Origin of the sequence: Algoriphagus lacus (assembly GCF_003583985.1) — a bacterium.
In the GTDB taxonomy this organism is placed as follows: Bacteria; Bacteroidota; Bacteroidia; order Cytophagales; family Cyclobacteriaceae; genus Algoriphagus; species Algoriphagus lacus.
On sequence record NZ_QXML01000017.1, the window covers coordinates 19,878 to 32,672 of the forward strand.

The window sequence follows — 12,795 nt, forward strand, 5'->3', positions numbered from 1 at the left end:
AATGAGCCGATCCCTCTGCCTGTTATTTGTGGCCTTTTGGGCCTGGATTTCAGTTCCGGTTTGTAAGGCCCAAACGGATGAAATCCAGCAACTTCTTCTCAATGTAGAAAAGCTGGACCAGCTTCGGGCGATGCTTGATAATATGAGAGATAAATATCAGATTATCAGTAAAGGATATGAAAAAATTAAAGGAATTTCTCAAGGGAATTTTGAACTCCATGAGGCTTTTCTGGACCGCCTGGTGAAGGTTAATCCCAAGGTTAAATCCTACTATAAAGTGGGAGAAATCATTCAGCTTCAATTGAGGCTTATCAGGGGGATTTCCAAAACCCGGCAGGAATTCAGGCTCGGGGATTTTTTGATGGATCAGGAATATGCCCAGGTGGATCGGCTTTTTGAAGTTTGGTCCCAATCAAGTCTTCATCTTATGGAAGAGTTGATGCTGATTCTTTCCGACAACCAGCTTCAAATGGATGACTGGGAACGGATTGTGGCGATTGACAGAGTCCATGCTTCCGTACTGCAGCTCACCAAAGGGGTCAGCAGCTTCTCCAATTCAATGGCCCAACTTGGGGAAATGCGAAAGATGAAGTCAGGCGAAATCCAAACACTTCAATTGCTAATCGACACCAGACTATCCAATGATTCGGATGAATAAACGTGTAGCCTACAAGGCAAGCATTCTTCTGTTGGGCAGCTTGATGATGCCTCAGGTCCTTTGGGCCGGTGAGTTTGTCACTTTCATTGAAGATTTTAACCGGATCATCAATGAAGTTGGAGCGACCATCGATCAGGGTACGGTCTCCTTAAGCACTCCGGCAAGGGCCATAGCAAGTCTTGGTGCGGTCTTTTACATCGGATTTAGAGTTTGGAGGCACATCGCCAATGCAGAAGCAGTGGATTTTTATCCGCTTTTCCGACCCTTTGTGCTGGCCATTCTGATAGCCAATTTCAATTGGGTAACCGGTCTGATTGCAGGCCTCTGCAATCCCGTGGTTGCCGCTACGGACCATCTTAGAGTTCAATCCCAACACAGTATTGATCTTCTGATCGAAGCCAAGAAAAAGGCGATGAAGGAAGGTAAGTTCTGGAATATGTATGTCGGGGATTCAGGTTCAGGGGACAGGGATCTTTGGTATGCCTATGCCAACCCAGGGGCAGGAGAGGAGGGGTGGATGGAAAGTATGGGCAATGGAATTCAGTTTGCCATGGAAAAAGCCTCTTTCCAACTGCAGCTGAATATTAAGACTTGGTTGTCCGAAGTACTCCAGGTCCTCTATCAGGCGGCTGGTCTGGCCATCAATGTCATCAGAATGTTTTACCTCGTCGTGCTTGGGATTTTGGGCCCGATCAGCTTTGGACTGGCAGTTTTTGATGGCTTTCAACATACCCTGGTGCAATGGATTGCCCGATACATCAATGTGTACTTCTGGCTTCCCGTAGCCAATGTCTTTGGGTACATCATCAATGTGATTCAAGACAAAATGCTCCAATTGGATTTGTCACAGATCGAGTCGGAAGGCAGAACTTTCTTTTCCTCCACAGATACGGCTTTCCTCATCTTTCTGGTGATTGCCATCATAGGCTACACCACCGTGCCTTCGGTAGCCAACTACATCATCGCTGTAGGCGGAAAGGATTCCCTCCTTCACAAAACCAGCAACATCCTTACCCAATACCCTAATCAGTTCCAAAAAATGCTTCGATAATTCCCTGACCATGCTCTCTAAACTCAAACAACTGGATTCTGCTTTCGTCCATCTGAAATTTTGGACCCTGGTATTGGTGGCATGCTGCCTTGGCTCATCTGCCCTGGTCGTTTGGTTCAGCTTTAACGCCGTCCTCAAATCAAAGCAGGAAGTTTACCTGATCTCCCAGGACCATGTGTTGAAGGCCTTTGCCAATCCCAGGGATGCATTGATCTCGGTGGAGGCAAAAAGTCATCTCAAACAGTTTCATCAGCTCCTTTTTACGCTCTCTCCCGATGAACAGCTGATTGAAAGCCAACTCGCCGAATCCCTTTACCTGGGCGACCACAGTGTCAAGTTCCACCTGGATAACCTCCGGGAGACGGGGTATTTCAAAAAGCTTCTGGCAGCAAACGTATCCCAACGGGTCTACCTAGACAGTATCCAACTTGATGAATCCAGGTCAGATTATCCTTTTCGCGTGTATGCCAAACAGGAAATCATCAGGTCCTCCTCCATTTTGCTGAGGTCTCTGATTACTGCCGGTAATCTCCGGCCCATCCAGAGAACCCCGGCCAATCCTCATGGATTTCTGATCGAAAACTGGGAAATCCTGGAAAACAAAGATCTCTACCAAAAAGCCCGCTAAGCTATGAAGTCCATCACCTTTTCTCAGTTCTCACAAGATATTCTGGCTCTCCCTGGACTGGAAGCTAAGGAAAAGTCGGTCCTTGGGTTTGCCCCATACCTGGCCTACTTCCTTTATTGGCTCTCCTTCCAATGGACCCGAAATCTTTCCAACTGGGACTTGGGACTGCATCCCAAATACAGACCAGGCATTTACACGGGGCTGTTTATTCTCCTCCTGGCTCTGATTCTTCTTCCTCAATTGCAGGGAAGTAAATCGGATGAAAAGTCTCCTGTTGCTTTGGTGGCAACAGTTCCCCTAGTCCCGATTGAACCTACACTGATTCCCGATACCCTACTCATTCCATCTTTTCTAAACCAACAACACAACCATGACGAATAACTTTCCCGATGCAGCCCGTAAAAGAAAGGGCCTGTTTCTCCTCTGTTTACCACTGGTTTTTATGCCTTTCCTTGCTCTGCTGGCCTGGAATTTCAGCCCTGTCTCAGCAAGTCCTGACCTGGAGTCAAAAGGATTGAATCTGGAACTTCCCAGTCCTCAACTGAGCCCCGGGAAAAACTCCAAATCCGATGCCTACCAAGCAGCCAAAAAGGAAGAAAATCCCGCTGCCGATTGGCCTATGCCTGACTTTCTGAATCAGTCGATTGTGGAAACAGTTGCTGTTAACTCTCCCTATTCCCAGGAGTCTGCCATTGGTACTTTCCGAATTCCAACTCAAAAAGCTCCGGTTTACCACGGAAAAGCAGGTGCTGGTTTGGGTGCGTCTGAACAGGAGGTGATGTCTCAGCTCAAAGAACTGGAAAGCATCCTATCCAACTCAGGGGGAGACAGGGATGCCTTGAATTTTCAACCTGTAAGTTTTGGGAATCAAGCCGATCCTGAATTGGCCCAACTCCGGCAAATGATGGAACAAATGCAGGAAGTAAGCGCCCAGCCTGATCCTGAAATCCAACAGTTGGAAGGGTTGATGGATAAAATCCTTCAGCTTCAATATCCGGAAAAGTATCCCCAACATGCTTTGAATGAGGGTTCGGATTTTTCCCCCGTACCGGTTTTTCCTGAAGGTGCCGGGGAAACTAAAACGGAATTCCCTGATGCTTCCCTTAATGACCAGGAATCCTACAACGGATTTTTTGGACTTGAAACAGTAAAGCAGGAGGGGGGAACGAAAAGAAGCGCTTTCCGAAAAACCATTTCTGCAACCGTAGGAAGAACCCAGGAGATTATTCCGGGGGAAGCCCTGGAATTGGTCTTGGAGGAAGAGCTTAGGGTCGCAGACCAGGTATTGCCTCGAGGCTCCATCCTTCATGCCAAGACCAGCTTGGACGGAAGCAGGCTTCAGGTTCAGATTTCGGGAATTCTCCAAGAGGGGGCATTAATCCCTGTTTCTTTGATGGGCTATGGTCTGGATGGAATTCCGGGGATTGAACTCAATGACATGAAAGGTGCCTCCCAGTGGCTTAGGTCTTCCGCTCAGTCTGCCCAATCTCTCAATATCAATTCCATGGGAATGGACTGGCAAAGTCAACTGGCGAACACTGGTATACAGGCTACCCGTAGCCTGCTCCGAAATAAATCCCGAGTCCGGAGAATCGAAATCAAATCCGGGCATCCTATTCTCCTTATCGATTCTTCCACTTCCAAAATCCAGACCCTATGAAAAGCCCACTCGTTACCCTGTGCTTCCTGTTCTGCCTTGCCCAACTGGGCTTCTCCCAGTCCATTCAGGTTTCATGGGATAAGACTACTGTACTGATTTTTGACAGTCCCATTCAATCTGTGGATAGGGGAAACCGCTTTCTCCTTAGCGAACAGGATCAAAAAGCTTTGAACATCCTTAAGCTTAAGGCAGGTACCAAGGAACTTCCGGAAACGAACCTGCATGTCCTTACCGAGGATGGTGATCTTCATGTTTTTGATGTTTTTTATGCGGAGCGTCCGGAAGTGACAACCTTGGATTTTCGAAAACAACCCGAAGGGAAAAAGGCTATTGCCAATTACAATTTTGACCGGGAGGACTTTCGGGAATTGGCCGAATACCTGGGAAATGAACCTTCAAAAGTGATCAGGAAACATTCCCGATATGAGGTTTACTTTTGGCTGAAGGGAATTTACTTTCAGGAGGGCTTACTCTTCTTTGACCTGGGGGCAAGGAATAATTCGTCGATCCCCATGGAATTGGTAGGTCCGGAGGCAAGGATTTTGGACACCAAATCTTCAGAGCAAGGTTCCTCCCGTGAACAGGTTCTTACTTCCTGGATGGATTTCAGATTGGATCACCCTGTTTTGAAATCCGGAGAAAACCGGTCTTTGTTGATGGCTTTTCCCGCCTTTACCATTTCTAATCGAAAACGCCTGATTTTTTACCTGAAGGAAAAAAACGGAGATCGGGAACTTGAACTTAGCCTCAAAGGCAATAAAATACTGAAAGCTATTCCTTTACCTATGTTTCACACTAAACCAACTATTGCAAATGGATCAGGAGAATTATGAGTTTTTAACCGAAAAGCTCAAGTACACCGGCTTTGAAGATAAGCTGAACGCCAAACTCAAAGAGGAAATCAAATCCGGCAAAGAGAACATTACGCTGAGTACTTCCCTCGATATTGAAGGGAAGAAAATGGACGTGGACCTTTATTTCAAGAAGTCCGCAATTTCTGACCGGTACTTCTTCAATAAGTTTGAGGCAAGTCTTCGAAATGAAAACCCCGAATTGGAGCCCAAAAGGCATACGTTCTACCAGAACCAAGGGGTAACGGCCAAAGAGGCCTTTAACCTGTTGGAGGGTAGGGCTGTATTTAAATCCCTTACTGACTCAGACAAGGAGCCCTATAAGGCATGGCTTCAGTTGGACCTTTCCGCCAAAGAGGATAAGAACAACTTTCAAGTCAACCAATACCATGAAAAGTATGGGTTCAATTTGGAGGAAGCCTTGAGAAAACTCCCCATCAAGGAGTTGAAGGATGATACCAAAACAGAATGGATGATCAAGGCGCTTCAGAAAGGGAATACCTATCCGGTGGTGATGGAACGGAAAGGATTGGAGGAAGTCATGTTCATTGAAGCCAATCCCAAATTCAAATCCATCAATGTGTACGATGCCAGTATGAATTCTGTCAAGACTTCAGAGATCCTTGGCAAGGATCAGAAAAAGGGGGAAGATCAAATTCCGGATGAGCTTTCAGGTAAAAAAAAAGACCTGAAACTGGGGGAGAAGGTGGGGAATCCTGAACCTACCCTAAGCCAGTCAGTGGGAAAAGGGAGAAATAGGCCAAGAATTTAGTAATTTTGCCCAGCCTAATTAACCTTTTTGTTTTTGGTGAAAGACCCAGTCCGGTTGGACTGGGTTTTTTTAATAGCTTTTTGAATGGAATTAGGAGCGAAAAAGTTTGATTTTAAAATAACGGGCATTTGCCTGAATGGAGGATGATTTTGGGTTGACCTTTGTGATTTGGATTAATCTCCTTCCAAATACATGATGATCTGGGTATGTGGAAGCATAGCTTTCACTTTTTCTCCTTCGCTTGGGGGATAATTATTTCCGTTAATTGCCAGAATTTTTAAGGTATTGGCAAGTTTGGATAAGGAGTCAGGAAATTTGGTAATTCTGTTTCTGCCCAGAACTAAGGTCTGTAGTTGAGTTAGATTCCCAATGGAGGCAGGAATTTCTGTGAGGTGGTTATACACCATCATGATTTCCTTCAGTTTGCTGAGTTGTCCTATACTTTCAGGGAGTTCTTTTAGCTTACATTCATTTGCACTGAACGCCTCCAGGTTTTTAAGACCGCCAAAGCTTTGGGGTAAAAAATGAATTTCTCCGGATAAGGTGAGGAACTTTAAGCTACTGAGATTTCCAAAACTTTCGGGAAGTGTGGTGAGGTTTAAGGTCAAAAAGAGTCTTTCTAGTTGTTTTAGATTTCCAAAATTTTGAGGGATCTCCCTTAATCCGGAGGTATTTCCCAAAGAAAAGTCTTTTAGATTACTAAGGTTTGAAAAGCTCTCCGGGAGCTTCAGATAGTCCCCTGATAGCCAAAGAGTGTGCAAATTGGTGAGTTTGCCGAAATCTTCAGGTAAAATTGCATTGGGACCATTGACCTTGAAAAAGCAAAATTCCAAGGCTGACAAATTGGAAAAAGAATTGGGAATACTTTTAGACAGGTAAGGTCCTCGGAAGGTTTTTAGATTCTTAAGGTTTCCAATGTTTTCAGGAAGTTTTTCGATGGAGTTAACATCCAAGTCAACATAATTCAAGCTGGTTAATTCACCGAAGCTTTCAGGTAAATGTGTTATTCCGGCATCGACCAAATCCAAAAACTTTAACTTTTTCAGGTTTCCAAAGCTTTCTGGTAATTTTCCAAGATTCGGGACGGTATTGATGATAAGCGTATCCAGTTCTTTTAGATTTCCAATGTCATCAGGAAGGTTTTGAATTTTGTTATGTGACAAATTCAGGTAGGTGAGTTTGTGATAACTTTTGGTGATTACTTCAGGAAATTTGGTTAAGGGATTGCCAGGAAGGATGAGCCTTTTTAGATGCTTTAAAGCCTGTAATTCGGGAAACTGTTCTAAATCCTCGAATCTCCAAGCTCTTCCATCTCCCAACATGGCGATCTCTACCACGTCTCCGTTTTCATTTTCCTTGTAATAGTAGGGTTCATATAGGATCCCCAATGCTTCCAAGGCCTCTCGTTGCTGGTATTCTCCACTGTTAAATTCGAGTGTATCAGAAGCAGATTTACTGCCGTACCAGGTAGTCCATACGATTTTTATGGTGGTATTTTCTAATCCGTAAACTTTGATATTGGGGTATTCATCCTCAGGCTTATGAGTTCCTGTACTCATTCCAACCAGATTTTTGTATTCACCCAAAATAGTCCACTTTCCCCGATCGTATTCTTTCCCGTGGAGTTCAATTCTTGTTTGATGAAAATCAGCTTTGGATTCGGTGATTTCAGTTTCTAAAGGAGTAAATGAAACTTTGACTGTATCCTCTGTTTTCTTGTTGTTTTTCCATAGTTCCCAAAGTAATAAGTACTCTTCCCCAGGCATGCCGTGGAAAAAGGTTTTTGGATCTCTTTCATCAGAAAAGTAAACTTTATCTTCCTTCAAACCGCTTATTATGGTCCATTTTCCCTGCTCATTGGGTTTTAGTGAGTCCGCGCTAAGCCTTACAATAAAGTCTTTTACATCCAGGATATCTTTCCCACCATGGCTGGGAGCTGGGAATTTGGAATCATTTGGTTTTTCTTCTATTTCCTGACATGAATTTAGGAATGCAATTGAAGTAATGAGCAATGGTAATAGGAATGTCCTTTTCATGAGTTTAGAAATTGAATTGGCCCAAATAGGAAGGTTTAATTCTGACCGGGAACTTCAAAAAATCCCAAAGGATCAGTTTTGATAAATAGCAGCTTTTCGTCACAGTCCGAAAAATTCATGTTTTCTCTACTGGCTGCAATTCTAAATCCATGGTCACCATCCACCAAAATGTCTTTGGCAGACACGTTCGTCATCGATTCTCCATAGGATTTTCTCCACTGAACAGACCTGTCAGCGCCAAATTTGACAATTCCAAAATGCCTGTGATAAGAATAGGCATCTTCCACTCCAATAGCAACTAAACCATGCTCAGGAGTCTCTTTGACAGAATAGAAATGATGGTAAGGATCTGTATGATCCCAAAGTTTTTCACCGTTTGAGCGAATTTCAAGAATTCGGGCACTGTAAGACTGGGAATTACCGACACTAATTCCCCCAAAAACAAAATTTCCATTTTCAAGCTCGATAAGGGTTTGAGGAATGTCGAAATTAGAATCACCGTATGTTTTTTCCCATTTGACCTCTCCTGACAGTGAAAGTTTTAAAAGCCAAAAATCATTTTGTTCACAATAGCCTGTATTAGATTCCTCTCGGGTACATCCATTGGTTTCTTTTCCTCCCAGAATTAACAAATCATTTTCGCGGGTAATCACTAGTCTTTTAAAAGTACTTCGTAGGGATGGGTCAAAGAATTTTTCCCACAAAATTTCTCCTTCTGGACTTAATTTCATCAATACTGCCTGCTGAATCACGTCCACCTTTTCCGAATTAAGATCACCAATAAGGAAGATTTCTTCATTTTGATCTTCTACGATATCTTGAATTTCAACTCCGCCTATACCTCGGTTGAAGAGTTCAATAGCTTTTACCCAAATCTCGTTCCCGTTGGTGTCTAGCTTGATTACATGGTGATTGCTCATCATCAAAAGGCCTGTCTTAGTTAAGACAGCCTGGATTTCCCAATAATCTCCATTCTCATACGGATAGGATTTCATCCAAATGGGATTCCCCAATGGATCTATTTTGGCAACAAAGTTGAAATAGTTGGAACCGTTTTCAGTCGATTTTCCTATTGCTAGGTAATTTCCATCAGGTGCCTTAAATAAGTTTTGGATAAAACCGGGAATACACTCTTGGTCTATGCTGAAATTCAGATATTTCAGGAAGGTTTGGTAATCTCTTTTTGTGGTAAAATCGAAGTCAACCGAGTGCGAATTCCCTTGAGGATCCTTGGCAATCACTTTACCTTTATAATTTGTCAAACCCTTAAGGCTATCAAGGATCAAGCTCGTTTCAACGTATTTATCCGCTAGTATCTTTTCACCCAGAATGATGGTGTAATTGGTGCTAAAACCCTCAGGGTCTTTGGACTCATCCCACCTTATAAAAGCTATGTTATAGGAAACACTGTCTACGTAAACGGTGAATTTCTCAGGAGAGAGATTTTTTTCGCCGTTATTATCCGGCACATCAGGATTTTGACCATCCTCTGGAATTCCTTCGCATGAAACCAAAATTGCCAAAAGGGTAAGTAGAAAAAAATTAATCTTCATAGTTAAAATTCGTTCTTAGAACTAAAAATGATGTAAAGCTTCAATATTAAGTTTTCAGTTTATATATTTCAAGTTCCCTTTTGCAAGGGTTTGATATTCAGTAAAATTATTTTTTTGGGAGATTTATTTTTTTTAAAAAATGATTGGAATTATGGTAGATTATCAAGAACAGTTAAGAATTTATGTGATTTATAAAATTAATTGAATAAGAGAAGAAAGGGAGATGGTCTGTATTACCTCTATACCTACGATGAACGAGGTCGGCAGATCACCAAAAAGCTTCCGGATAAGGGTACAGAGGAAATGGTCTATGACCTTCAGGATCGACTGGTGGCCTATCGGGATGCAAATCTGGCAGGTCAGGGGAAGTGGCTTTACACCAAATATGATGCTTTGGGAAGAGAAGTCATGACCGGATTGGTGACCAATTCTTCTACCCGTGCTTCCCTACAGGCTACGGTCAACACCTTGGCAAGTAACAATGCAGTGATCAACGCGACCTCAGGTAAAACGGGGACTACCAATGCCGGAGGATTTCCCAGAGCAGTAGACGGGGGAGAAGGAGAAGTGCTGACTGTCAACTATTTTGATAATTACAGTTTCAGAAAGGGGACGCTTACCTATTCTAAGCCCAATGCTTCCTATCATGATCAGACGACCAAAATCCACGGTTTATTGACCGGAAAATTGGTTAGAAATCTGGATAATAATACGCTTTACGAAACAGCCATTTATTACGATGATCTGGGACGCTTGATTCAGACCTTTGAGGACCATCATTTGGGCGGAACGATCCGATCCTCTTCCCGGTTTGACTTTGAAAACAAGCCTATCGAGACCATTTCCCAACTCACTACCCCGGGAACCCAGACCATTACCAAGAACTATACCTATAACAATGCAGGTCTATTGACCTCCATTACCCATAAAATCAACTCAGACCCTGCGGTCACCTTGGTCAATTTTCAGTATGACCAACTCGGACAACTAACCAATAAAACGTTCCCTGTGGCTGCCAATGCGGCGATGAATTATACCTACAATATCAGAGGTTGGCTGAAGCGAATCAACAATCCCCAGACAAGCAATGCCTCAGACAAAGTATTTGCTCAGGAATTATTTTATGAATCAGGAGGCACCACTCCTCAATACAACGGGAATATTTCCAAGGCTGAGTGGAAAGGGCAGGATGATACCAAGCGGGTCTACAATTATTCCTATGACCGAAGCAATCGGATCAATAGTGCCGCCTATACCGTACCGGGACTTAGTGCTCAAGATGGAAGGTTCAACATAGGAAGCATCAATTACGATGCAAATGGTAATCTTTCTTCCTTGCAGCGACATAACCAACAGACAGTAAGTACCTGGGGATTGGTGGATAATCTTTCCTATTCGTATGCTACCCATAGCAATAAGCTGTCCTACCTTTATGATGCACAGACGACCCCCACGTATCTGGCCAAAGACTACAAAAATCTGGGCACCAGTACCTACAATTACGATCCCAACGGTAATTTGCTTGGGAATAATGATCAATACAGTGTGGTCATTACTTACAATCATCTAAACCTTCCCAATTCCATTGTCTTCTCAGGGACAGGGAGAAGCCTTACCTATTGGTACAATGCCGAAGGCGTCAAGGTTCGCCAAGTAAATGTAGAAGGGGCCACTACCACTACCTTAGATTATTTGGGGGAATTTGTGTTTGAAAAAATCAATTCGGGAGCCAATGCGATGTCCTATATCATGCATGAAGAAGGACGCGCGGCCTATGAGAATTCAGCGTTTCAATACGAGTTTTTCGTCAAAGACCACCTGGGCAATGTGCGTCAGGTAGTCCGTGCACCACTGTCCACGCTGAGGATGGCTACCATGGAGCCGGAAAAGGCCAAAGAGGAAGAGGAGCTGTTTGACAATATCAAGGAATCTCGCCAAGGTGCAGGTGAGCATAACAAGACACCGGGTGGCTATGCAACAGCCTGGCTGAATGCCGATCGCGGAAGAATACTCGGTCCCTCCCGAAGCCAGGAGGTCCAACAGGGAGACAGTGTGGAAATCGGAGTTTTTGGGAAATATGTGGATCCTAAGAAAGTCAGGCTAAGCCCTGCAACATTTGTTCGTTCGGGTCTGGATCAAAAGATCCTCCGCACTCTAGGCGAGTATGGTCAGAATTTAGCAGCCTCTCCCAACGAAATCGCCATTGCAAATGTGATTGCTTTGGTAATCTCAGAAGTCCAGCAAAAGCCGGCACCGGAAGCCTATATGGGGTATGCCTTATATGATTCTGATTCGGTGCTTTACGAGCAGGGTAAGGTAGTATTATCAAAAGAGGCCAGAAACAAGCACGAGGAACTGATCCAAAAGCTGGCGATCAAAAAAGATGGATACATAGAAACTTATTTGGTCAATGAAACGGCTGAAAACGTATGGTTTGACCAGTTCCGAATTATGAGTACGGGTCCGCTGATCGTCCAGGAAACCCACTATGATCCTTGGGGAGTGGATCTTTCAGGTTTGGGGTATCAATATGGAGGAATCAAAACAAATCCGTATTTATACAATGGAAAAGAGCTGACAAGCGGCTTGGGGGTAATCATGTACGATTACGGGGCGAGGTTTTATATTCCTGCGATTGGGAGATGGTTTGTGCATGATCCTTTGGCGGAGTTGATGAGAAGTAATTCACCCTACAATTATGCCTTCAATAACCCCATAAGGTTCATTGATCCAGACGGGATGGCTCCTTATTCGGTACAGGGGACACCTGTTAACAATGGAGAAAGTGCTGCACAAGAGGAAGAAGAGGACGTTTTATTTTCAAATGGATATAGTGACCAGAGTTTGAGTGATAATACAGGGGCGGTAAATTTGAGTGGAGTGTATAAAACCAGCTACAAAGAAATAATTCCAAACATAGGTACTCCTACTATTTTTGTAAATTATGATATTGTACCTAAAGGGATGAATAAAACTGAGTATTTTAATTCACTCAAAAATAGATTGATTGAAGAAGGATTTAATTCTAAATTAAAAGTTCAAGAAAATTCAATTTTCGGTAAATTTAAAGCTTGGTGGAATAATTCTCCAACCTCCCAAATAACATTTAAAAACTTTGATTTAAGAACGGATAGGTTAGAGGCGGGTGGATATGCAAGAAAGAATGACCCTTTTTCGATTATAATTTACAATGGGCTAAGCCCAGAAAAATCGAATCAAACTGTACCTTTATGGAAATATGTTAATGCGAGTTTACACGAGATTGGTCATGGGATATTTGGATTCACGCATGATAGCAAGGGTATGACAAATGATCCATCAAGTATTATGGATTATAGGAGTGCATATCGAAACGGCGCAGGATTTAATTCCGTTCAACAAAATATCATCAAGAATAGTATATGGGGAAGGTGAAAATTTATATTTTGTGGTTTGTGCCTACAATCATAGGAGCAATTATCCTCTTTCGAATATGTTTTAGCGAATATTCTTCCGGATTTTATAAAATTTACATAAATTACCCTAATAGTAATTTCATTTATAAAATGATTGGGGTAGTTCCAGAGGATTTTAAAAGGGATTTTTT

Annotated in this window: 10 protein-coding genes; 8 read left to right on the plus strand and 2 right to left on the minus strand. The window is 43.1% G+C overall.

Annotation, left to right across the window (positions count from 1 at the left end):
• The first annotated feature begins 1 nt into the window (after position 1).
• Genes D0X99_RS19845 through D0X99_RS19875 form a run of 7 tightly spaced genes read left to right on the plus strand, consistent with a single transcriptional unit; the run spans position 2 to position 5,620 of the window.
• A complete protein-coding gene (locus D0X99_RS19845) occupies positions 2-658 on the plus strand; it encodes a hypothetical protein (RefSeq protein WP_119479623.1) in 657 nt (218 codons plus the stop codon).
• Positions 651-1,709: a conjugative transposon protein TraJ gene (locus D0X99_RS19850; protein WP_199708173.1), complete on the plus strand. Its 1,059-nt coding sequence runs from the start codon at positions 651-653 to the stop codon at positions 1,707-1,709. Before D0X99_RS19845 ends, D0X99_RS19850 begins: the two co-directional genes overlap by 8 nt.
• 10 nt (positions 1,710-1,719) lie before the next feature.
• Entirely contained in the window at positions 1,720-2,337 is a 618-nt protein-coding gene (traK, locus tag D0X99_RS19855; protein ID WP_119479625.1) for a conjugative transposon protein TraK, read from the plus strand.
• Between the two features lie 3 nt (positions 2,338-2,340).
• Positions 2,341-2,718 carry a hypothetical protein gene (locus tag D0X99_RS19860; protein ID WP_119479626.1) on the plus strand — a complete coding sequence of 126 codons (378 nt, stop codon included), beginning with the start codon at positions 2,341-2,343 and terminating at the stop codon, positions 2,716-2,718.
• Complete coding sequence (gene traM / locus D0X99_RS19865; RefSeq protein WP_119479627.1) at positions 2,708-3,997, plus strand: conjugative transposon protein TraM; 1,290 nt, start codon at positions 2,708-2,710, stop codon at positions 3,995-3,997. The genes D0X99_RS19860 and traM overlap by 11 nt, the downstream gene beginning before the upstream one ends.
• Complete coding sequence (locus D0X99_RS19870; protein ID WP_119479628.1) at positions 3,994-4,830, plus strand: DUF4138 domain-containing protein; 837 nt, start codon at positions 3,994-3,996, stop codon at positions 4,828-4,830. The genes traM and D0X99_RS19870 overlap by 4 nt, the downstream gene beginning before the upstream one ends.
• On the plus strand, positions 4,811-5,620 hold the full coding sequence (locus tag D0X99_RS19875; RefSeq protein ID WP_119479629.1) for a hypothetical protein: 810 nt from the start codon (positions 4,811-4,813) through the stop codon (positions 5,618-5,620). The genes D0X99_RS19870 and D0X99_RS19875 overlap by 20 nt, the downstream gene beginning before the upstream one ends.
• A 173-nt stretch (positions 5,621-5,793) precedes the next feature.
• Here the strand turns inward: D0X99_RS19875 and D0X99_RS19880 are convergent, their stop codons facing one another.
• Both D0X99_RS19880 and D0X99_RS19885 read right to left on the minus strand, forming a co-directional pair.
• Positions 5,794-7,656, minus strand: coding sequence for a leucine-rich repeat domain-containing protein (locus D0X99_RS19880; protein ID WP_119479630.1), 1,863 nt, complete (start codon positions 7,654-7,656; stop codon positions 5,794-5,796).
• 35 nt (positions 7,657-7,691) lie between these two features.
• On the minus strand, positions 7,692-9,209 hold the full coding sequence (locus tag D0X99_RS19885) for a fibronectin type III domain-containing protein (RefSeq protein WP_119479631.1): 1,518 nt from the start codon (positions 9,207-9,209) through the stop codon (positions 7,692-7,694).
• Between the two features lie 201 nt (positions 9,210-9,410).
• Here D0X99_RS19885 and D0X99_RS19890 point away from each other — a divergent pair, with 201 nt between their 5' ends.
• Positions 9,411-12,623, plus strand: a complete 3,213-nt coding sequence (locus D0X99_RS19890; RefSeq protein WP_199708176.1) for an RHS repeat-associated core domain-containing protein — start codon at positions 9,411-9,413, stop codon at positions 12,621-12,623.
• Positions 12,624-12,795 lie beyond the last annotated feature (172 nt).